The organism is Coleofasciculus sp. A1-SPW-01 (assembly GCF_040217205.1).
Taxonomy (GTDB): Bacteria; Cyanobacteriota; Cyanobacteriia; order Cyanobacteriales; family Coleofasciculaceae; genus Coleofasciculus; species Coleofasciculus chthonoplastes_A.
In genome coordinates, this window is the sequence record NZ_JAVJNP010000135.1 from 1 (window position 1) to 22,670 (window position 22,670).

General features: G+C 45.9%; 20 protein-coding genes, 1 pseudogene and 1 CRISPR repeat array. Of the genes and pseudogenes, 12 read left to right on the forward strand and 9 right to left on the reverse strand.

Annotated features, from left to right (window positions below):
* Positions 1–307 precede the first annotated feature (307 nt).
* Entirely contained in the window at positions 308–637 is a 330-nt protein-coding gene (locus RH949_RS20915; RefSeq protein WP_446355863.1) for an MgPME-cyclase complex family protein, read from the forward strand.
* A 26-nt stretch (positions 638–663) separates the two neighbouring features.
* On the opposite strand, the gene RH949_RS20920 is transcribed toward RH949_RS20915, so the two are convergent.
* From RH949_RS20920 to folD, 3 genes are all read right to left on the reverse strand, one after another.
* The gene (locus tag RH949_RS20920) at positions 664–1,125 is read right to left on the reverse strand and encodes a divergent PAP2 family protein (protein ID WP_006097891.1); all 462 of its coding nucleotides are present in this window, start codon (positions 1,123–1,125) and stop codon (positions 664–666) included.
* Between the two features lie 125 nt (positions 1,126–1,250).
* Positions 1,251–2,180 (reverse strand): geranylgeranyl diphosphate synthase CrtE, encoded by a 930-nt coding sequence (gene crtE, locus RH949_RS20925; protein ID WP_006097808.1) that lies wholly within the window; start codon positions 2,178–2,180, stop codon positions 1,251–1,253.
* Between the two features lie 59 nt (positions 2,181–2,239).
* A complete protein-coding gene (gene folD / locus RH949_RS20930) occupies positions 2,240–3,115 on the reverse strand; it encodes a bifunctional methylenetetrahydrofolate dehydrogenase/methenyltetrahydrofolate cyclohydrolase FolD (protein ID WP_044204093.1) in 876 nt (291 codons plus the stop codon).
* 199 nt (positions 3,116–3,314) lie between these two features.
* Between folD and RH949_RS20935 the strand changes: the two genes are divergently transcribed.
* The 5 genes from RH949_RS20935 to RH949_RS20955 all read left to right on the forward strand — a co-directional run bounded on the left by RH949_RS20935 (position 3,315) and on the right by RH949_RS20955 (position 6,954).
* Positions 3,315–3,698 (forward strand): hypothetical protein, encoded by a 384-nt coding sequence (locus RH949_RS20935; RefSeq protein ID WP_006097912.1) that lies wholly within the window; start codon positions 3,315–3,317, stop codon positions 3,696–3,698.
* Between the two features lie 51 nt (positions 3,699–3,749).
* Complete coding sequence (locus RH949_RS20940) at positions 3,750–4,187, forward strand: NUDIX hydrolase (protein ID WP_006097919.1); 438 nt, start codon at positions 3,750–3,752, stop codon at positions 4,185–4,187.
* Positions 4,184–5,059: an ABC transporter permease gene (locus tag RH949_RS20945; protein WP_006097946.1), complete on the forward strand. Its 876-nt coding sequence runs from the start codon at positions 4,184–4,186 to the stop codon at positions 5,057–5,059. The genes RH949_RS20940 and RH949_RS20945 overlap by 4 nt, the downstream gene beginning before the upstream one ends.
* A 376-nt stretch (positions 5,060–5,435) precedes the next feature.
* Entirely contained in the window at positions 5,436–5,981 is a 546-nt protein-coding gene (locus RH949_RS20950; protein ID WP_006098053.1) for a hypothetical protein, read from the forward strand.
* 76 nt (positions 5,982–6,057) lie between these two features.
* Positions 6,058–6,954, forward strand: a complete 897-nt coding sequence (locus RH949_RS20955; RefSeq protein WP_006097880.1) for an ROK family protein — start codon at positions 6,058–6,060, stop codon at positions 6,952–6,954.
* 165 nt (positions 6,955–7,119) lie between these two features.
* Here the strand turns inward: RH949_RS20955 and arsS are convergent, their stop codons facing one another.
* The 5 genes and pseudogenes from arsS to RH949_RS20980 all read right to left on the reverse strand — a co-directional run.
* On the reverse strand, positions 7,120–8,115 hold the full coding sequence (gene arsS, locus RH949_RS20960) for an arsenosugar biosynthesis radical SAM (seleno)protein ArsS (protein WP_446355869.1): 996 nt from the start codon (positions 8,113–8,115) through the stop codon (positions 7,120–7,122).
* 468 nt (positions 8,116–8,583) lie between these two features.
* Positions 8,584–9,456: a DUF6816 family protein gene (locus RH949_RS20965; RefSeq protein WP_446355871.1), complete on the reverse strand. Its 873-nt coding sequence runs from the start codon at positions 9,454–9,456 to the stop codon at positions 8,584–8,586.
* A 273-nt stretch (positions 9,457–9,729) separates the two neighbouring features.
* Positions 9,730–10,051: a CRISPR direct-repeat array (repeat unit 37 nt; unit sequence CTTGGAATTCCCCTAAATCCCTATCAGGGATTGAAAC).
* Positions 10,052–10,319: 268 nt separating this feature from the next.
* Entirely contained in the window at positions 10,320–11,315 is a 996-nt protein-coding gene (locus RH949_RS20970; RefSeq protein ID WP_446355873.1) for a permease, read from the reverse strand.
* A 398-nt stretch (positions 11,316–11,713) separates the two neighbouring features.
* Entirely contained in the window at positions 11,714–11,956 is a 243-nt protein-coding gene (locus RH949_RS20975; RefSeq protein WP_446343488.1) for a thioredoxin family protein, read from the reverse strand.
* Between the two features lie 153 nt (positions 11,957–12,109).
* Positions 12,110–12,433 (reverse strand): annotated as a pseudogene (locus RH949_RS20980) (heavy metal-responsive transcriptional regulator); the annotation flags it as partial.
* Positions 12,434–12,958: 525 nt separating this feature from the next.
* Here RH949_RS20980 and RH949_RS20985 point away from each other — a divergent pair.
* Positions 12,959–17,446, forward strand: coding sequence for a CHAT domain-containing protein (locus RH949_RS20985; RefSeq protein ID WP_446355875.1), 4,488 nt, complete (start codon positions 12,959–12,961; stop codon positions 17,444–17,446).
* Between the two features lie 362 nt (positions 17,447–17,808).
* Here RH949_RS20985 and RH949_RS20990 read toward each other — a convergent pair whose 3' ends face one another.
* Positions 17,809–18,012, reverse strand: coding sequence for a hypothetical protein (locus RH949_RS20990; protein ID WP_006100435.1), 204 nt, complete (start codon positions 18,010–18,012; stop codon positions 17,809–17,811).
* A 55-nt stretch (positions 18,013–18,067) separates the two neighbouring features.
* Between RH949_RS20990 and RH949_RS20995 the strand changes: the two genes are divergently transcribed.
* The 5 genes from RH949_RS20995 to RH949_RS21015 all read left to right on the forward strand — a co-directional run.
* Positions 18,068–18,445 (forward strand): hypothetical protein, encoded by a 378-nt coding sequence (locus tag RH949_RS20995; RefSeq protein WP_006100551.1) that lies wholly within the window; start codon positions 18,068–18,070, stop codon positions 18,443–18,445.
* A 242-nt stretch (positions 18,446–18,687) separates the two neighbouring features.
* Positions 18,688–20,103, forward strand: a complete 1,416-nt coding sequence (locus RH949_RS21000) for an LCP family protein (protein WP_446355877.1) — start codon at positions 18,688–18,690, stop codon at positions 20,101–20,103.
* A 731-nt stretch (positions 20,104–20,834) separates the two neighbouring features.
* On the forward strand, positions 20,835–22,088 hold the full coding sequence (locus RH949_RS21005) for a DUF4912 domain-containing protein (RefSeq protein ID WP_006100584.1): 1,254 nt from the start codon (positions 20,835–20,837) through the stop codon (positions 22,086–22,088).
* A gap of 147 nt (positions 22,089–22,235) precedes the next feature.
* Positions 22,236–22,469 (forward strand): hypothetical protein, encoded by a 234-nt coding sequence (locus RH949_RS21010; RefSeq protein WP_006100719.1) that lies wholly within the window; start codon positions 22,236–22,238, stop codon positions 22,467–22,469.
* A gap of 66 nt (positions 22,470–22,535) precedes the next feature.
* Positions 22,536–22,670 (forward strand): helix-turn-helix domain-containing protein (locus RH949_RS21015; RefSeq protein ID WP_446355880.1); only part of this gene is annotated, 135 nt, incomplete at its 3' end.

Below are 22,670 nucleotides of genomic sequence, written 5' to 3' on the forward strand. Positions count from 1 at the left end.
ATCTCACCGATAACGGAACAACAAAACCCGCCCTATCTCACCGATAACGGAACAACAAAACCCGCCCTATCTCACCGATAACGGAACAACAAAACCCGCCCTATCTCACCGATAACGGAACAACAAAACCCGCCCTTACTAAGGTTAAAACCATGCCCGACTAGCGAAGTGAAGGGTCAAAACTCTCTCAATTGATCGGGGCGGGTTTAGTTACATCTGGATCAAAAAGAGATGATAGTCATAAAACCCGCCCCTACACACTCAAAACGATCCCAATCACCTGTTCACCAATCACCCAATTGAAACCATGCAAACCTATTACTATCTAGTCGCCAGTCAACGCTTCTTACTTGAAGAAGAACCCTTTGAAGAAGTTCTCAGAGAACGAACCAAAGACTACCAAGATAAGGGAAAAGAGATTGACTTTTGGCTGGTCAAACAACCCGCATTTTTAGAATCTCCAGAAATGGCGCAAGTTAAACAGGAATGTCCTCAACCTGCTGCCGCTATTATTTCAACCAACCCCAACTTTATCACTTGGTTAAAGCTACGCTTAGAATTCGTCAAAACTGGAGAATTTCAAGCACCATCAGATACAATTCCTGACCCAATTGCGTCATTAGCCTCTGTGTCTTAAAGGAGGCTCTCAATCAAATCCCCACTCTAAAAACAATAAGCTGGGGCAGCTAACCAAGAAATAAGTACCCCTAAGATTGAACCCACAATTACTTGAAAGGGGGTATGCCCCAGCAATTCCTTTAGACGATCCTCATTAAACTCTTTACCTTCTTGAAATAACTCATCAATAATTTGATTAAGGATACGAGCTTGCTTACCTGCGGCTTGTCGAACCCCTGCGGCATCGTACATAACAATAACAGCAAAAATCGTCGCGATCGCAAAATCAGGAGACGCCCATCCCATCGTTTGTCCCACACCCGCAGCCAAGGCGGTAACCAAGGCTGAATGAGCGCTAGGCATCCCGCCAGTTGTCACCAAGGTGCGGAGATTAAATTTTCGATCCTTCGTTAACTCGACCAGTAGCTTAAGGAGTTGAGCCACTAAACAAGCAATCAGTGCAACCAGTAGCACCTGGTTGTTTAGGATATTGCCAAAATCCTGCATCGTGTTTTAGTTCAAATTGGTTGTTGATCAACGGATGTTTAAGCAGTCACAAATTACAAGGAGTTGCTCTTGAATTCCCTGTTAAGAGTTCCCTTATTCCTTATTCCCTATTCCCCGACAAAAAACTAATAAGTTCGTGCGGTAATGAAATTAGCCAGAGCAATTAAGGGTTGAGAGCGCTCACCAAACGGTTCCAGTTGGGCAATAGCCTCTTCAATCAACTCTTGAGCTTTAGCTTTAGAAGCCTCTAGTCCCCAGAGGCTAGGATAGGTAGCTTTCTGCGCTTGCAGGTCTTTCCCCGCCGTTTTTCCTAATTCCTCCTGAGTCGCAGTGATGTCCAGGATATCATCGATAATTTGAAACGCTAAACCAATATTTTGAGCATAGCGAGACAGACGTTCTATATCCGCATCGGTTGCACCTGCCAAAATTCCACCACAAACGACGCAGGTTTCCAGCAACGCTCCGGTTTTATGGGTGTGAATGTAATGGAGGGTTTCCTCTTGAATATCAGATTTTCCCTCTGACTCCAAATCAACCACCTGACCCCCAACCAATCCAGCCGCGCCCACGGTTCGACCTAGACGAGCAATCACCTGCAAAACCCGCTCTGCTGGAACTCCCTGGGTTTGAGTGGCGACATATTCAAACGCATACGCCAGCAAACCATCGCCAGCGAGAATCGCCATATCCTCACCGTAGACCTTATGATTGGTGAGTTTACCCCGACGGTAGTCGTCGTTATCCATGGCGGGAAGGTCATCATGAATTAACGACATGGTGTGGAGCATTTCCAGGGCGCAGGCGGTTGGCATTGCCATCTCCATCGTGCCACCCATCAGTTCACAGGTTGCCAGACAAAGAATCGGGCGCAACCGTTTCCCCCCCGCTAAGAGAGAATAGCGCATTGCCTCATAAATCTTTTCCGGATAACCTAGGGGTAAAGAACGGTCTAAAGCTGCCTCCACTTGAGCTTTCCGCTCTTTTAGATAGGTCGATAAATCAAAAGCTGGGGATTCCCCATTCGGGGCAGGTCGCCCATCTGTTGCTACCATGCCATTATTCCTTAAATCGTCTGTTCTACTGTCTTAACAATTCTACGAGCCTGGGGGCGTTATGAGTGAGTTCTGGTATAACTGAAAACAGTATTTTGCAATAACATTGTCACCGTCATCGGACCAACGCCACCAGGAACCGGAGTGATAAATTGGCTCATCTCCCGAACGGCATCAAAATCTACATCACCCACCAACCGGGATTTTCCTTGAGCATCAATGACGCGATTTATACCCACATCAATCACAATGGCATTCGGTTTCACTTGATCCGCCGTAATTAGATTAGGACGTCCGACAGCAGCAATCAAGATATCCGCCTGACGAGTCAGTTCAGCCAAATTTTTCGTGCGCGAATGAGCAATAGTAACAGTAGCATCAGCTTCCAGTAACATGAGTGCGATGGGCTTACCGACCAAAATACTCCGCCCAACCACAACTGCATTTTTCCCTTTCAAATCAATCCGGTACTCCCGCAACAGACGCATCACTCCAGCTGGGGTACAACTTTGCAACCCCCTTTCACCGCGCAGCAGACGCCCTAGATTCAGGGGATGCAGTCCATCGACATCTTTATCCGGATCAATTTTATGGAGTAAATAAACCGCATTTAGGTGTGCAGGTACGGGGAGTTGTAACAGAATACCATCCACGTTTGGGTCTTGGTTGAGACGGTCAATGGTTTGCTCGATTTCAGATTGAGAGACATCAGCCGGAAAATGTTGCCCAAAGGAGGCAATCCCAACTTTGGTACAGGCACGTTCTTTATTCCGCACGTAGGCGGCGCTAGCTGGGTGATCACCCACCATTAGTACCGCTAATCCAGGCGGGCGTCCATAGGTTGATTTGAGTCGTTCTACTTCCGCTTTCAGTTGATCTTGAATGCGTTGAGCTAGGGCTTTGCCATCCAGTAACTGAGGGTAAACAGATTTCATAGGCAGGGTGAGAGATATCATCAGGACTTTGATTATTTTACGGGCAGTGGTGTCACTCACCCAGTATTCAATTCTCAAGCATCTAAGCTATAACCGGGATGTACACCATTTAGCGTGGGGAACAGTCATGGCAATGTCTGCTCAAAACGACCATCGCTCACGCCTTTGCTCGTCAATTTCAACTCGCCAAAGGTCAACTATGTTTTATCTCCTGCCAATGTGTGCTTTGCTGTTTGGGGGAGGACTGGTAAGTTGTAGCAATGTCCCTCTGCTGGGTAGTCCGAATGGTATGGGTAGCGCCCACACCGTAGATGTTACGGCGATTAGTGAGATCCAATCTACTCAGAATACTCAAGACGTGGTTTATCTTCAAGGTCAAGTTATAAGTCAAGCCCCCTTTTTGAACTCCGGGGCTTATCAGGTTCAGGACACCACAGGCAAAATTTGGGTTGTCAGGAATCAAGAACTTCCCAATGTGGGGGATCAGGTTGTAATTGGGGGACAGGTACAATTTCAAAGTATTCCCATCGGTGGACAGGAAATGGGTGAAGTCTACCTTCAGGAAACCGAACAGCTTGAATGATTTGTCTTATGTCCTTTGTCATTCGTCTTATGTCATTCGTTATTGGTAAGAATGAAGAGTCAATCAATTGAAGTCGCGATCGCGATTCTCTATCGTTCGGGACGGTTCCTGATGCAGCTTAGGAACGATATCCCAGGTATTCTTTATCCAGGGTGCTGGGGGTTCTTTGGTGGTCATCTTGAACCCGGAGAAACGCCAGAGGTGGGAATGCGGCGAGAATTACTCGAAGAGATTTCCTATTCTCCCCCCCAATTGGCAGCGTTTGATTGCTATAATGATGCCCACGTTATTCGTCATATATTCCACGCCCCTTTAACGGTGGAATTGAATCAATTGGTATTACAAGAAGGTTGGGATCTGGGTTTATTGACGCCTGAAGATATAAAGGCAGGTCAGGCTTATTCGGAAGTAGCAGGTCAGGTACGTCCTCTAGGGCAACCTCACCAGACAATTTTATTAGATTTCTTGGCGAGGAAACCGTACCAATGACCCTGACGCGACTGCGATTGTCTCATCTTTTACGTTTTAGCCGATATGCCAGCCTTTCGATGAAACTGATGGCGGTGGGGGTAATTATCACTTTGGTGTTCATCCTCATCGCTATTTTCGCCCCAGCTTTTCAAGCATGGGGATGGCTGCAAGATCCCACTGCATCCCTGATTAACCCGATTCACGAACCTCCCGGTGGTGAACACTGGTTCGGTACGACACGCCAAGGGTATGATGTTTTCTCCCGCACCTTATTTGGTACTCAAGCGGCGTTAAAGGTGGTGATTCTAGCAACCAGCTTGAGTTTAATTATTGGTGTTCCTTTGGGGTTAGTTAGTGGATATCTCGGCGGTAGATTAGATCGGGTGTTGCTATTTTTGATGGATACGATCTATACCTTGCCGGGATTGTTGTTATCGATTACCTTAGCTTTTGTAGTTGGGCGGGGTGTCTTCAATGCCGCGATCGCACTCAGTATTTCTTATGTTCCCCAATATTATCGCGTTGTCCGTAACCATACCGCCAGCGTCAAAACTGAATTATTTATCGAAGCCGCGCAAGCGATGGGGGCTTCTCCTGGGCGGGTTCTCTCCCGTTATTTGTTTCTTAATGTAATTCAAAGCGTCCCGGTGTTATTTACTCTCAACGCGGCTGACGCTATTTTAATTTTAGGTGGACTGGGATTCTTGGGATTGGGACTCCCAGAAGACACTCCAGAATGGGGACATGATTTGCGTCAAGCGCTGGATGCTTTACCTACAGGGATTTGGTGGACAGCGTTATTTCCTGGTTTAGCGATGACATCGATGGTGGTTGGTTTATCGTTGTTGGGAGAAGGGTTAACGGAGATTATTAATCCCCGTGGGCGATAGGGGAGATGAGGGAGATGGCGGAGATGGGGAGATGGAGGTAGTTACGCTAAACCTTAGTCAGGGCGGGTTTTGCACCAACGTTATCATCAATAGCGACAAGAAAGTCCCTAAACCCGCCCCTACAAATCAGGGTTTTGCACCAACGTTATCATCAATAGCGACAAGAAAGTTCCTAAACCCGCCCCTACAAATCAGGGTTTTGCACCAACGTTATCATCAATAGCGACAAGAAAGTTCCTAAACCCGCCCCTACAAATCAGGTTCCTGACTAGCGCCGCGAAGGATCAAAACTTTTCCAGGAACCGGAAATCGCCTCACTCTCGTCGAATAATTCAGACATAGCTATGAACGCTAGGTATTCTATCAGCCAATTTGTATGAAATTTATCCAACCCAAGTCTATAGGTTTCGCCGCTATTGGCGGGTTACTACTCATCCCTCTTGCTAGTGCAGGGTTTTGGTGGACAAGTTCTGTCGCCCAACTGCCTAAACCCGACAATGTATCTCAAGATAGTCCATCCCTCTCTCCGATTCATCCCGATGAATCCATTGATGATACCCTAAATGAACGCTTTTCTCTCTCAAACTCTCTAGAACGCATTCAACAAATTAGAAACGCCCTGTCCAGCTTCCAACAGTTAACCGAAACCAGCCAACCGATTTTAGGCGATCGCAAAATGGCGGAAATTGGTCATACTGACTGGGAAACGCAGCATCTGGGTTTTCCCAACTGGGTGGGTTCTGTAGAAGGCACGCTTAAAAAACAAGCGTATCAGATTGCTAAACTCGAATTTGAACTCGCTCAAAAACAATTCCAAGATGGCGAAATTACTCAAGCTGCTTTAGACCAAAAAGAAGCCAATTACCGCCGCGCTGAACAAGACTTCCAAGCCTTTTGGAATTCATTCAACATCGCTGATTAGTATGGTTTAATATAGCCTGTTCCCTGTGACACACCGAGCGAAGTCGAGGTGTTCCCTGTTCCCCGTTCCCTGACAAATGACAAATGACGTAATTGGTATTGACTTAGGTGGAACCGCGATTAAGCTGGGACTTTTCCAGAAAAATGGCACTTGCATCCAATCTGTAACAGTGGCGACGCCCCAACCCTCAACTCCAAAAGCCGTGGTTGAGGTAATGGCTGACGCGATCGCACAACTTGATACTAACCATAGCGTAATTGCCATTGGTGTGGGTACTCCCGGACCTGCTGATGCAACCGGACGGATTGCGAGAGTGGCGATTAACCTCAACGATTGGCATGATATTCCCTTAGCGGATTGGTTAGAAGCTAAAACAGGTTGTCCCACAATTATCGCCAATGATGCCAATTGCGCCGGTTTAGGCGAAGCTTGGTTAGGTGCAGGACGTCAGTTTCGCCATCTGATTATGCTGACGTTGGGTACTGGCGTCGGCGGTGCAGTTATTCTAGATGGGAAACTCTTTGTTGGTCATCAGGGCGCAGCCGGGGAGTTGGGGTTAATCACGTTAAATCCAGAGGGTCCACCTTGTAATAGTGGCAATCAAGGTTCTCTGGAACAATATCTGTCCATTGGGGCAATTCGTCGCCGTACCGGAAAAGAACCTGCTGAACTTGGGATTTTGGCAAATGAAGGCAATCCAAAGGCGTTAGCATTCTGGCACTATTACGGACGGGATTTAGGTGCAGGATTAGCGAGTTTAATTTATATCCTTACTCCAGAAGCGATTATTATTGGCGGTGGAGTTAGTGCAAGTGCCAAATTTTTCTTCCCGGCGGCTTGGGCAGAAATTGAACGTCGAGTGTTACCGAGTTCTCGTACAGGTTTACAGTTACTTCCCGCTACGCTAGGTAATCAGGCGGGAATGGTTGGGGCTGCCAAATTAGCGTTACAAATGAGAAATGATGAATTATGAGTTGTTATTGGTCATTGGTCATTGGTCATTTGTCATTTGTCATTTGTCATTTGTCAAGCTGAACAGCTAATATTTCCCCCAGCTTCCCCAGCTCCCCCAGCTTCCCCAGCTTCCCCAGCTTCATCATATCTACGAAGCTGCTCAAGTATTTTCATGCCTGTTCCCTCAAGTCAAAGCACCACCGCAACTCGAACCACACCCGGCGGTGCAACCGTAACAATAGGAAGCTGTGCGAATTTCGTCAATGATATCTAAGCTTCCTGCGGCTAATAACTTACCTACGGTTAACGTTTCCCCAGTACCAGACTTAGCCGGAATCTCTTCCATCTGATTAAAATCACAGTCATAAACATTTCCCCGATAATCAATCGAGAGTTCATTCCGACACATCAAATGTTCCACCGTCGTCGGATTAAAATTATCTTCCAGAAACTTCAGATAAGGTGTATACAGCTTGATTCGTTGCAGATAAAACTTCGTTCTGCCAATAGGCAAATTGGTAATCGTAAACAACTGGTTAAACTCAATATCAAAATTTTCCTTAAGGAACCGTTTATAATCCTGTTCCAACTTCACCTGATTCGGCGTTAAGGAAAAATCTTCACTCACAGGCAACACCGGGTTATAAACCAAATCCAGGATTAACTGTGGATTTTTTCCATACCCCAATTGATTTAACTGTTGAATTGCCCGAATCGAATCATTGTACACTCCTTTCCCCCGCATTTTATCCACATTATCCTCTAAATAGCAGGGAAGCGAGGCAACAACTCTCACCTGATGTTGGGCAAAGTAGTCTGGCAAATCCTGGAATCCCGGTTCAAAGAAAATTGTCAAATTTGACCGCACAATCACTTCCTTTCCCGTTGCCCGCGCTGCTTCAACTAAGGGTTTAAACCCATAATTCATTTCCGGCGCACCCCCGGTTAAATCAACGGTTTGGATTTGCGGAAAGCGATGAATCAGTTCGATAAGTTGGTCACAAATTTCCGGGGTCAGTTCTTCCGTGCGTTTAGGTCCCGCTTCCACATGGCAATGGGTACAGGCGAGATTACAGCGTTTTCCCAGATTGATTTGCAGAACCGTAATTTTGTTTTTAGTTAAAGGTGTCCTCAGTTTTTTGCGAAATGGTGTTACCGCTAATGTGGCTGTCTGTGTCACTACGTTAAATCCCTGGAAATGTATATTGACTTCAGCATCTGACTAGCTAAACCCATATCGGCTAGCTGAGTCTATAATAAATCATTTAAGCTGTCATGCATTTAAATTGGGTATTAGTAGCGAGCAAGATGCTCAATGTAGCGAGCAAGATGCTCAATGTAGCGAGCAAGATGCAAAGCCTGCGGCATGGCTTCGCTTAACGCACTACGGACAAGGATTCCGCAATTATTGATATTAAGGTTTAAATACCGAACAACTTAGTCTGACCTAGATCAATTCAACATGAGTGCAATGATTTTTTGCTGAGAATCAGCTTAATCTATATATAGCAACCGCCATAGCGGTTAGGACACATCATTTATGTAGAGACGCGCCATGGCGCGTCTCTACAATGGTGCCGAAAGTCCTAATCGATGTGTCTACTGCTATAAGTAGTCGGACTTTAATTTATTTAGCAAGTCCTCAGGATTAGAGCGGTTCTAAGTGGAGTCGATACCGATACAAGGCGACGGGTTGATCTAACGCCTTAAAATAATCAGGATCTTGAGGGGAAAGGTAAATCGCGGTGATTTGCCATGCTTCAATTCCTGAATCTGGTGATGGCAATTGATGATAAGCGGTTGTGGTTTCCACCTGATTTAAATAGGGTTGGTTTGTACCGCGAAAGTATTGGTTGATTACCTCTGTGGCAATAAAGCGATCGCGGCTGGGGGTTTCTGTGTTTCGACCTGTAACAATAGAGATAATTTGGCGTCCCGATCGCAATTCGGTGATCTGCCGATTCACAGACGCCGGATCAAGCTTAACTGAACGAATGGCGTCATTACCGAGATAGGCTTGGGCGATATTTAAGCCATTAAATTCTCGATCTGCCACAATCGCTGATTCTGTTTGCTGGGGAAGCGGTATGATGCGATCGCGAGATTTGGATTGCACCTGATCAACCCGTTCAAACCGTACCTGAAACTGGATTGGTTGATTTAAATAGCGGCGATTACTCTTAAATCCCGGCGTGACTATTTCTGGCGCTAACGGTGCAACTTGTTCGACGAGGGTGCTGGTAACATTCCAAGTTCCCTCCATCCAATCGGGATAAACCAAATCCCCCGTCGCCGCCGTTACTGGGGGTTTACCTTGCCAATCGGGAAACTGCGCCATGCGATCGGCTAATTGTCCGGCTTGGGCTGGATTTGTCCAAAAGCAGTAGACTAAAATTAAGCCTAATCCTATGAGTCTGGGGATAATTGCCACAACTAAGTTGATCGTTGCTTGGTGTCGGTGAATAAGAAAGAGCGCGATCGCACTCACAGTAGGATACCTCGCCAGTGAACTTCTGCCCAATCATGCCAATTTCTCGGTTAGATGCGACAACCTGTAGGTGTTTTTTCAGGCGAGTCCAAAATTGAGGCTGTATCCCTCATCCTGTCAGGGTTTGCCGCCTCTTTTGCTGGCAAGGAGGTTGTCGCAATGGCTGAAAAGCTTATGGAGAGAGGATTTGAGTCTAATTTGTTTAAGGGGTCTTGTCAAAGGCGATGGCTGAAATGCTATAGTTATACCAGGTTGTCGCGATCGTACCTTGAAAACCAAATACAGTATAGGTTCTGAGAGGCTGCACTTGGAATTCCCCTAAATCCCTATCAGGGATTGAAACCCAATTGAAATTCCATAGGGTTTGAACCCCCGAACTTGGAATTCCCCTAAATCCCTATCAGGGATTGAAACCTGCCAACTCAAATCATCATCATCTAGTAGCGGGGCTTGGAATTCCCCTAAATCCCTATCAGGGATTGAAACAACAACTTTCCTGTTGTGTCTATGAGCGTAAAGGGCTTGGAATTCCCCTAAATCCCTATCAGGGATTGAAACTATTGGGTGTCCTCCGGGTACTTGGGATTTTAGCTTGGAATTCCCCTGAATCCCTACCAGGGATTGAAACTTCAAAGCTGATTACAATAGGCTATTGATGCAAGCTGGAATTCCTTATTAATCCCTACCAGGGATTGAAACTTGGCGGCGGGTGTAAGTGTCGAACGGAACGAACCCTGGAATTCCTTTTGCTTCTTGCTCCCCTCTCCCCAGGGTGGGAGAGGGGCTAGGGGTGAGGGGTTTCTAGCTTAATTTGACACGGATTGGCAATGCCGTACCCCTACAAATACCCTTAACCTCATACATCAATCAAGTGAACAATTCCCTATCGCCTCAATTCAGATCAACAAAGCATTGAAAAGATAGCCAACGCCAATAATTCCCATCGTCATCAACGCAATAAAGACAGCCAATAACTCAGGCTGCAACACCTTCCGAAGAATCACCATTTCCGGCAACGATAACGCCGTAACCGCCATCGTAAACGATAGAACCGTCCCCAAAGGCAACCCTTTATTCACCAACGCCTCAGTAATCGGTAAAACCCCAGCAATATTAGCATAAAGCGGCACTCCCATCACCACCGCGATCGGCACCGCTAACGGATTTCCCGCCCCCGCCCACTGGCTAATAATATCGGCAGGAACATACCCGTGAATTCCCGCCCCAATTGCAATCCCACCTACCACATAAAGCCAAACCGATTTAACAATTTCACTCGCCGAATAATAACCCTGTTCCCATCGTTCTTTCCAAGTCAGTTCCATATCATCGCCCTGATCCGGATCAGACTCTGACCCTTGGCGAGACTTCTGCAACGCCCAGACAAAGGGTTCCACCCACTTTTCCAGGTGTAGCATCCCAATAATATAACCCGCCGCGATCGCTAATCCCACCCCAAAGGCAATATAGATCACCGTTGCCTTTAGCCCAAACAATCCCCATAATAAAATAACCGCGACTTCATTCACCATTGGCGCAGCAATCAGATAGGAAAACGTGACCCCCAATGGCACACCCGCCTCTAAAAACCCAATAAATAACGGCACGGCGGAACAGGAACAAAACGGCGTGACAATGCCAACCGTTGCCGCTAAACCATTGCCAAAAATCGTCCGCTTGCCACTAATCCAGTAGCGAATCTTTTGCGGATCGAGAAACGTTTGCACCGTTCCCACTATAAAACTAATCACAATTAATAGAGTCAGCACTTTAGGAACATCGTAGAAAAAGAAGTGCAGCGCTGACCCCAGAGACGAATGCAACGATAAACCCAAAAGTTTAGTGACAATTTGATTAGATAACCAATCAAAGGGATAAAATAAATCAACCATAAACTTATCCTTAGTTAGGTGTTAAGCTGTTCGGCACTTAAACCTTAATGTCAATAATGGCAAAATCCTTGTATGTAGTGCGTTAAGCGAAGCCATGCCGCAGGCTTTGCATCTTGCTCGCTACTAATACCCAATTTATCGCTACTAATACCCAATTTAAATGAACGACAGCTTAGGTGTTAGGTGGCAATAAGCAACAGATAACAGTAGTGTGATCGTCTTGCAAATAAGTAGTCGGACAAAAGAAAACGGTACTGTATTAAGTGCAAGTAAATCGCCCTCAAACCCTTACTGTTCCCTGTTCCCTGTTCCCTGTTCCCTAATCTCAACCGTTAACTTTAATTGTGTCCACCCACTTATGACGAATGACAAATGACAAATGACAAATGACAAATGACTTAAGACTGCAACAACGGTTTAATTTGCTCTGGGGAAATTACCTTTCCTTTACTCACCACTTTGCCATTGACAACCAAAGCTGGAGTAGACATAACCCGGCGTTTAGCAATCTCCACAGGGTCAGTAATATGCAGGATTTCAGCCTCAATACCCAAAGACGCGATCGCACGTCGCGCATTCTCTTCTAATTGATGGCATTTTTTACAACCCGTTCCCAGAATTTCTACCGTAAGCGTATCCATAATTAAAGCCTCATGATAGTTTGCATCGTGGTCAAATTTATTAGAATTATCTTCCCCATTAAAACTAACATCCTTGAAGACAACACACTGGCGTTCTTCCCCCAACCGTTGAGCATTTTCCTGACACCGATTGAGCAAAGGCAATAATTCTGTTCGTAGCCGTTGCAATTGCTGGATATTATCTTCAATTTGCTGAACTTTTCTCAGCAACATCTGATAAACTTCACCACAAGACAGAGAATCTCCATCTTGTAATGCTAGTAATTCTTTAATTTCGTCTAAGCTTAAACCTAACGCCTTCGCCCGACTAATAAAGGACAACCGTTCAATATCCTGGTCATCAAACAAGCGATATCCAGCCTCAGTACGTTTCGGACTCGGAATCAGTCCAATCCGTTCATAAAAGTAAAGGGTTTGGGGATTAAGTCCCAACTTACGCGCCACTTCACCAACTTGAAGCATATTGCCCCAGCTCATTCAGAATCCAGTGCCTTAATCATAAAGCTTATACTTAGGTATAAAGTCAACCCCTAGTCAGAGAATATTGCCACAAAAAGCCCCTCCCCCCTCGCAGCTCACAAGGGTAGGTTTTTTAAGATGGGGGTTTAGGCTAGACTTGGAAGACAGGTAGACCATCACTTCGACTTCGCTCAGCGACCCACTTCGACTTCGCTCAGCGACCGTAGACAAGGAAGAGTGAGAACGAAAAATAGGGCGTTTCGGCTTTTAGAAGTTAGTTTGACCGAACCGAATTCTGTACGGTTTTTCTCCCTTGTCTTCTTTCCTTCCTTGTCCTCCTTGTCTTGTCCCAACCATAAAATAAAAAACCTACACCTGTCAGTTGGGGGCGAGGGGGTTGTAGCTTAAGTTGAGACAAATGGACAGGTATCGCTAAATAACAAAATCTCAAGTATCTTCTCGTTTTTTAGCGTTTTATTGCTTGTTGATTCAACCCTTGCCAGCGGGGAGTAAAATTCAACTGAATAGGTCTCGGTGTATCTCATGAAATCTGCTCCATGGTACTTGAGCTTGCTGTCTGTTACTCCAGCTATTTTTCTGCCCATAGTGGGGAGTCTTGTTGGTTCAGAAACACTGGCACAATCAATTATCCCAGCATCTGATGGAACGGGTACGATTATTGACCAACAGGGAAATACATATACTATTAACGGTGGCAGTTTGTCAAGCGACGAAGCCAATCTTTTCCACAGTTTCCAGGAGTTTGGTTTAGATGCAGGTAAAATCGCTAACTTTTTGGCAAATCCGAACCTCAACAATATTTTCGGACGAGTGATGGGGACAAATCCCTCGCTGATTAATGGTTTGATTCAGGTGACAGGGGGAAATGCCAATTTATATTTAATGAATCCGGCGGGAATCGTGTTTGGGCAAAATGCTCAGTTAAATGTTCCGGCGGATTTTATCGCGACAACAGCTACAGGGATTGGGTTTGGCGAGAATGGTTGGTTCAATGCTTTTGGCACAAATGAGTATCAGCAATTCGTCGGGAATCCGCAACAGTTTATCTTTGATGTGTCTCAGCCCGGAAGTATTGTTAATTCAGGAAATTTAGCCGTTTCCCCAGGTCAGAGTTTAACTTTACTCGGTGGTACGGTGATTAATACCGGGGAACTGACAGCACCGGGAGGAAGAATTACGATTTCAGCCGTTCCCGGTTCTCATCGGGTCAAGATTTCTCAACCCGGACAATTGCTGTCTTTGGAGGTTGAACCATTGGTGAATAGTTCGGGAGAAGTTATTCCCTTTACACCATTAGATTTAGCTGAATTGTTGACGGGAACAGAGGAAAACCTGGAGACAGGCGTTGAGGTGGATTCAGCCGAAACGGTGAAGTTAACTGATTCTGACTTAATTCTCCCTAATCAGCCAGATGTTACTATTATCTCTGGCACTATTGATGTTTCCCAGCTCGGAAATTCTGGAACACCCATGGGGGCGCACGTCTATGAGGGGGCGCACGTCTATGCGCCCCTACATGCGCCTTCATCTGCAACTGGCGGCGAGATAAATGTTATTGGTAAAACTGTAGGATTAATTTCTGCCAATATTGACGCATCCGGTACAAATGGCGGCGGTACTGTTCGCATTGGTGGCGACTATCAAGGTGCAGGAATAATCCCTAATGCTGATGTCACATTAGTTAATGAAAATTCTACGATTCAGGCTGATGCTTTAACCGCAGGTGATGGCGGAACTGTAATTATCTGGGCAGATGAGCAAACTGTATTTTATGGCAACATTAGCACTCGTGGCGGACTCAATTCTGGTAACGGCGGTTTTGTCGAGATATCCAGTCAGGAAAAGTTAGCTTTTGATGGTGTTGTGGATGTAAATGCTATTGCAGGTGAAGCGGGACAATTATTATTAGATCCCACTAGCGTGATTATTGGCACAAGTGGAACCAATGATACAGCACTCAACGATAATCAAATCTTGTCGGGAGACGGTAGCGGAAGTTTCCTGATTTCTGCTAATTCACTGTTAACCGCATTAAACTCAGGGGATGTATTAATTGCTGCTAGCAAAAATATTGATATTATCAGTGATATTAATTCCAGCAGTAGCAACAATTTAACCTTTGAGGCGGCGTTCATTAATTTAGATGCCTCAATTGGCTTGAATGGCGGAAATCTCACCTTTGAAGCACCTGTAATTCTTCGCAGTAGTCAGACACTCAGCACAGGTTCTACAGTTGGCGGTGATATTACCTTTAATAGCAGTCTTCATGCGTTTAATCCCGGTACAGATACGCTGACGTTAGAAGCTGGAACCGGGAATATTACGTTTAATGGTGCTGTCGGTGGAGCGTTACCTTATAATGTGGCGGTACTGTTAGATGATCCGGTAGGATATTGGCGTCTGGATGAAGAGGGGGAGACGGCTTTTGACTCATCTGGAAACAATATAGATGGCACTTATTTTGGTGGGGTAAATCGCAATCAAGAGGGGGCGTTAGTGGATGATGCTAATCCAGCACCATTCTTCGATGGTACGACAGGGTATGTAGAAATTCCCGATTCAGATTTTATTGATTTTGGCACGAATGAAGATTTTACAATAACGGCTTGGATTAAAGTAGCGCCTGAACAATTGGATACGGAATTCGGTGATAGTGATGTCATTGAAAAATGGAGTGGAGCCGAGCCATACCCTTATGTAATTCGGTATTACAACCAAACTCATCCGAACCCAGGTAAAATTGTTGCATTGCGATTTGATAACACGAATGTTTCTGGCGTTACCTCAACCGTATCTTTAAATGATGGGGAGTTTCATCATGTTGCTTTTATCAAAGAGGGTTCGTCAATCTCTTTATACGTTGATGGGATTTTACAAGATACAGACATTGATATTACAAATAGCCCGACACAAAATAATTCTCCACTTTTTCTAGCACGTAGAGGGTCAAACCCACCAGTTGATAATTTTTTCCGGGGCAGTATTGACGAAGTAGCCATTTACGATTCTGCCTTATCCCCTGATGAAGTAGCCGCTCAATACACCACGGGAACAGGTACGGCTACCTCAAGAAACCTCGGTGGATTAACGGTTAATAATGCCGCCAATATCATAGCCAATGATACAATAACTGCTAACAGTATTGACCTAACAGCCAGTCAAGATATCACCAGTCAATCCCTAGACACAAGTTCAAGTTCAGGTGATGGCGGTTCCATTAAACTTAATGCTGAAAATAATATTCAAGTCACCTCAATTAACACCCAAGCCGGAATTAACGGTACAGGCGGAAATATTGATATTAACGCTAGCGGGTTCATCCAAATAACTGACACATTTATTGACCAAAATGGTAGAAATGTCAGTATCTCCACAGTCGGAGGTAACGGCGGCGGTGCGATTACTATCCAACATGGCGGTCAAGGTTTGATTCCTTTTAATGTGGGTGATGCCTCCATTAACGGTACAGCTGGTTCGATTGCGAGTGGCGAGTCTAACCTTCAACCTTTCCAATCGTTTCCTGATAATCAAACTGAAGGTAATATTCGGATTATTACCGATAAATTTATCACAGGTTCCTGCCCTCCTGACTGTTTAGACACTGAACAATCTGAGATAGATGAATCTGAGGATATCACGGAAGAAGTGGTGATTGATACTTCTCCAGTGTTTAATCCAATCGCGGAAACTGAAACAGCCTTCACGAATGAATATGAAGAGTATTGGGGGTTAAGTGAGACGCCAATTATTACGCTGGCACAAGCTCAAAGGACTTTACAAAGGATTGAACAGGCGACTGGGGTGAAACCGGCTCTGATTTATGCGGTGTTTGTGCCAGGAAATGGTGTTGGAGATGATGGTGGGAGAGTGGAAGTTGAGACGAGAAAACGCAGAGGTTCGCAGAGGGAAGCGCAGAGGTTCGCAGAGGGGGTTGGTGGTTGGGATGAGATGTTTTTGGCTCAGGAGGTGTGGGAAGATGGGAATCAATTGGAGTTGATTTTGGTTACGGCTGAAGGGGAACCGATGCGATTTGTTGTTCCGGGGGCAAGTCGGAAAAGGGTGATGGAAACGCTACAAACTTTCCGCCGTGCGGTTACGGATACTCGCATTCCTCGTCCGTATCTTCCTAGCGCTCAACAATTATATCAGTGGTTAATTGCTCCGTTGGAGGAGGAGTTAGAAAAGAGGGAAATTAATAATCTAGCTTTTGTTATGGATCAGGGTTTGCGTTCCTTACCTGTAGCGGCGCTCCATGATGGGAATGGCTTTATTGTCGAACGTTACAGTATCGGTTTTATGCCTAGTTTGTCGTTAACGGATACTCGTTATGTGGATGTGAGGGATTTACAGGTTTTAGCAATGGGGGCGTCGGAATTTACGGAGCAAAATCCCTTACCTGCTGTGCCTGTAGAATTATCCGCGATCGCAGATAAACTATGGCAAGGTGAATCGTTCCTTAATTCTACGTTTACTCCCGCCAATCTAAAAGCAGCACGGGCGTCTCAACCCTTTGGTATTGTCCACTTGGCAACTCATGGTGAATTTAGACCAGGTAAACCAGAAAATTCCTACATCCAGTTTTGGAATACGAGACTATCCCTGGATCAAATTCGCCAACTTGGACTACATAATCCACCCGTAGAACTAATGGTATTAAGTGCTTGTCGAACCGCCTTAGGAAATCAAGAAGCTGAGTTAGGATTTACCGGATTAGCGGTACAAGCGGGGGTGAAATCAGCGTTAGGAAGTCTCTGGTATGTCAGTGATGAGGGAACATTGGGATTAATGACTACGTTTTATCAAAACTTAAAGCAAGTCCCAATTAAAGCCGAAGCGCTGCGAGAGACCCAATTAGCGATGATTCAGGGTCAGGTGAGAATTGAAAATGGGCAATTGATTACTCCCAATAGCACGATTGATTTACCGGAAGAATTAGCTGGAATTGACGACAAGGCGTTGACTCATCCTTATTTTTGGAGCGCGTTTACGTTAGTAGGAAGTCCTTGGTAAGGGTGTAGAGACGCGCCATGGTCAAGTATTCCTAGAAACCGGGTTTCTCGTGAGGATGACAACAATATTAACCTTTCACCCAAAGAAACCCGGTTTCTTGACTGATGTCCTACGATATATCCAGGGTTTCGGTGATCCCAAAATCTATATTTTCAGTGCCATTTGTTTTAAATTTGTAGGGGCGGGTTTAGGGACTTTCGTTTGCTTATTGATGATAACGTTTGTGCAAAACCCGCCCTGACTGAGTATTGACTAAGCTGTCATGCATTTAAATTGGGTATTAGTAGCGAGCAAGATGCTCGCACTAGCACTACAAGGCTTTCGCCGTTATTGATATTAAGGTTTAAATGCCGAACAGCTTACTACTCAACCGGATGATTTTGAAATTGCCAGAAGCGCCACAAAAGAGCGATCGCCAAAATTATAGCGGGTGTGAGTACAGCAATCAGGGCATTCCCGGACGTTGCCGGAATAGGGGGTAAACTAGGACTGGCGTACTTAATCAGCAGGGAAATGCCAAGGGAGAGAATTAAGACTTTGACAATGAAATTGACTTGAATACCCATCAGTTTTTGTGCCACCTGGTATGCGGTTGTGATATTATTCCTTTTTTTAGCACCAATGAATCAACTTGACCCATTGGACAATCAAAACCTCCAACGTTTACAGCTATTTGCCTACCTGCTACCCGTGATCGGCTTTTTTCCGGCACTGTGGACACTCTACCGTCGCCAAGGAACACGAGAACAGCAAGCGGCGAGTCGTTTGTCCGTAACCTTGGCTTTCGCTTGGCTAGTAAGCTACATTTTATTATTGTCAGGGGCGCAGCTCACCGAGTTCTGGAGCTTCCGCCTGTTATTTATGAATACCATGCTCACCTCTGGGTATTTTTTAGTCAGTGTTTGGCTCATGGTGCGCTTGTGGCAAGGGAAGTTACCCCGCCTCCCTGGAATTAGCCAGGTTGCGGAAGGGAAAGTGCGAAAGCATCTGTCCGAGTAAACGATTTCAGCGTTTGGGTTGTCCGGTTATAGGAAAATGGTGACGGGCTTTTTGCCTGAAGTTGATCAACTGTTCTCATCTTTTGCCGTATTTGCCTGGTTTTGCCCCAAACGGTGAGAAAACCTGATATGAGTGTTTGTGTCAAACGCTCTAAACCAGACTCAGGGTAAGCAATGAGGGCATCGGCGTGTATCATCTGCCCAAACCCATCCTGATCGCTTATGTGTGTGTGAGGAAACCAAGTGCCAGCTCGAAAAACCTACGAAAAACCCCGCCCAGGACAGAAAAAGAGGAGTCAACCGCCGAAAAAGAAATCGGCTAAAGCTAAACGAGGACATTGGCTTTGGCTTTGGTTAGGCTTTACTGGCGTCGCCATGTTATCCGCGACAGCCGGGGCAATGCTTGCTGTTTCGCTATCGAGTATGCCTTTACTGCAAAGCCAACTGAGTGCTGATGAGGCAGCCATCTTTAGTGAAAAGGGTAGTATGACCCGCAATAGTATGCGACTGCCCGAATTGACGCGACCTGTCAATATTTTGATATTGGGGACGAAGGTTCTTACCTCCGACTTAGATGAACCCACAGAGGAGGACTTAGGTTACCATGCACTGGTCAATTCCTTTGATGGGCATTCCGACACCATGCTGTTGGTTCGGTTTGACCCCAATAACCAAAAATTAAATGTTCTCTCCATTCCCCGCGATACCCAAACCTACGTTGAAGGGTATGGTGTTACTAAAATCAACGCGGCTAACTACCATGGTGGACCAGCATTAACGGCAAAGGCAGCCAGTGAACTCCTCGACGGTGTAGGGATTGACCGTTATGTCCGAGTGAATGTACAAGGTGTGGAAAAGCTTGTGGATGCCTTGGGTGGCGTCACTGTGTATGTTCCCAAGGACATGAAATATCAAGATGATTCTCAACATCTCTATATCAACCTGAAACAAGGCAAACAGCATCTGAATGGCGAGCAGGCAATGCAATTTTTGCGCTTTCGCTATGACAAATATGGGGATGTGGGTCGAGTACAGCGCCAGCAAATACTGATGCGGGCATTAATTGAGCAAGCCCTCAATCCTACAACGTTAGCCCGACTGCCTAAAATTTTATCGGTTATTCAGTCTCACATTGACACCAACTTAAGCGTTGAAGAATTGGTGGCTCTAATCGGATTTGCTGTCGATAGCAAACGGTCTGATGTACAAATGTTAATGGTTCCAGGTCGGTTTAACGGAACTGGAGAAAATGAAGTTAGTTATTGGTTACCAAACCACCGCCAGATTCGGCAAATGGTAGCTCAACATTTCGATCAAGGTTATAGCGAACTCTCCGATATTGACCCAGCTTATTTGCGGGTGGCGATTCAAGATAGTACCGATAATCCAGAAGCTGTTCAATCCCTAATCAGTACCCTAAGAGAAGCAGGTTATCGAAATAATTATGTCGGCGAACCCTGGGCAGAACCCTTAAAAGTTACACGCATCATTGCTCAACAAGGAGACGAAGCCAGCGCTGCGGCTATCCGCGCTGATTTGGGATTTGGTGAGGTGCGCGTCGAGAGTACGGGTTCTCTAGCCTCCGATGTGACCATTCAGTTAGGTCAAGATTGGCTGGAACAGCAGGATTTCTCTGATGAGGGGTTTTTTAATTTCTAGGTTATTCGTCATTTGTCATTCGTCATTCGTCATTTGTCATTTGTCATTTGTCATTTGGTCGGGGCGGGTTTTGCTGCCAAGCTAGGGATAACAATCAATATTAGTCCCTAAACCCGCCCCTACAGACAGATGCTTCTGTAATCACGCCTGGAACATGACTCCTCTATCTCTCTGATCTTCCCCATCTTCCCCAGCTCCCCCAGCTCCCACCGCTCCCACCGCTCCCTCTGCTCCCCCATCTTCCCCAGCTCCCTCTGCTCCCCCCGCTCCCTCTGCTTCCCCTCCTCCCCGTCACCACTGAGCGATCCCCTTTTCCTATAAATGTCATAAAATCATGACATTGCGATCCCCGGTAAGCTTGAAAATTCGTCAATTCTTGAAAATTGGCGTCTTGATCCCCTTGACCTTACCTAAGGCTTTTCTGGTACATAGATAAATAAAGCGATCCCAAAGAAATACTCAAATCAGTATTTCTGTGATCCTTACTGGAGAAATCTAAGTGTTATCGGGAGTAATCCCAACGTCAGCCTCAAGAGTAAGTCGTGCGTGAGTTTGTACCTGCCCAAACGAAAGACGAATGCAATACGTCACCGAGATTGACTTACTCCAAGGCGGTAGGAATCATCAACCTTTATCAAATATCAGATGCGATGTTGTTAAATTATGATCCCCATTTTTTGATTCACCAGGAGAGATACAACCTACCGACCTAACAATTGGAGAACATATTCATGGCAAAAGAACGCCCACCTTTAGAAGAGATGACCTTACGGCAACTGCGTAGAGTTGCGAGTGAGTACGGCATCTCACGGTATAGCCGGATGCGTAAAGCGCAGTTACTGGCAGAAATTCAAAAAGTCCAACATACCAAAATCTCGCTCAGTCCAACTAGCACAGTGGAGGCACAACCAGAAGTGGAAGCATCTAAATTTGAACTTGGTCAAGACGATCGCACCGGTGGTGATCTAGCATCTGTAGACGAAGGATTACCTGATTTACCCGCAGGTTATGGTGAAAGTCGGATTGTCCTCATGCCCCGCGATCCTCAATGGGCATATACCTACTGGGATATTCCGAACGAACACAAGGAAGATCTGCGGCGTCAGGGAGGACAACAATTAGCGCTGCGGATTTATGATGTCACCGATATTAACCTGGAATACCAAAGCGCCCATAGCATTCAGGAATATCCCTGTGACGAACTAGCACGGGAATGGTACTTACCGCTACCCGTTAGCGATCGCGACTATACAGTAGATATCGGTTATCGTTGTGCCGATGGTCGTTGGTTAATCCTAGCTCGTTCTACACCTGTCCGTGTTCCCCCCGTTTATCCCAGTGACTGGATTGAAGACCAATTCATCACCGTTAACTGGGAGGAAGAACTCCAAGGCAAGACGGTATACGAGTTGGTTCCTCCCAGCAAGCGCCAACCTGTTACCGCAGAAGCCGCGCATACCGAGAACCCCATCTACGACGAAATCTTTGGCATGGCAAAATCTGCCGAAGCTCAGCGCGTCGCGGGTTCTATGTACGGTTCAATGCAGCATGTTCCCGGATCGATGGCTCCCTCTCAATCCGTCAGTTCCTACATCTTCCCCTCTGGGGTAGGGATGTGGGCTGTACCCACCATGTCTGGCTTAACCATGTCCGGTGTTGGCATGTCCGGAGTCGGGATGGGGATGTCTGCTTCTATGCCACCCATTCGTCCTCGTCAGTTCTGGTTGGTTGCCGATGCTGAATTGATTGTCTACGGCGCAACCGAACCCGATGCCACCGTAACCATTGGCGGGCGTCCGATTAAACTGAATCCAGACGGAACCTTCCGCTTCCAGATGTCCTTCCAAGATGGTTTAATCGACTATCCCATCATGGCAGTGGCAGCCGATGGCGAACAAACTCGCTCGATTCAGATGAAATTTACCCGCGAGACGCCCTCACGCAACACCAACACCAAAGAAGAAATGGTTCCCGAATGGCTCTAACGATTAAAGTGTGAAGGACAACAGATCACCAAGAACGATCATCAAATTTATCACTTCACACTTCATCCCGAATCTTTCATACTTCTAGAAGTGTCCCCTGACAACTGTCGGGGGATTTTTTTTCAGAACTTTCATCAAAAAAATAGGATGACACTCGAAGAAATTAGCCTCATGCTGACAGAACTTTTTAATTCCCAGGCGGTTCAACAGGTAAAATCAGGGACATGGCAGGTGGAAACACCTCAAGTGAGAGTGTTAACTGATGGTGGGGGTTTGGGGGAGGCGATAAGTCCCACGCTCTACCCTTCGACTCCGCTCAGGGTGAGCGCCCTTGATACTTGGGATCACCCCCAAGTAAATTTTATTGGTCAATCCCGATAAAATTTACAAACTATCCTGAGCTTATTTACTGAAAATGGTATATAGTAGTAAGAAAAAGTAAAAACAATGCAACATCAAGCCGTCAAAGTTAGGCTGTATCCGACAACTGAACAACAAGAAATACTAGCTCAACACTTTGGCTGTAGCCGTTGGTGGTGGAATCATGCTCTTAATCTGTGCATTGAAACCTACCAGCTAACG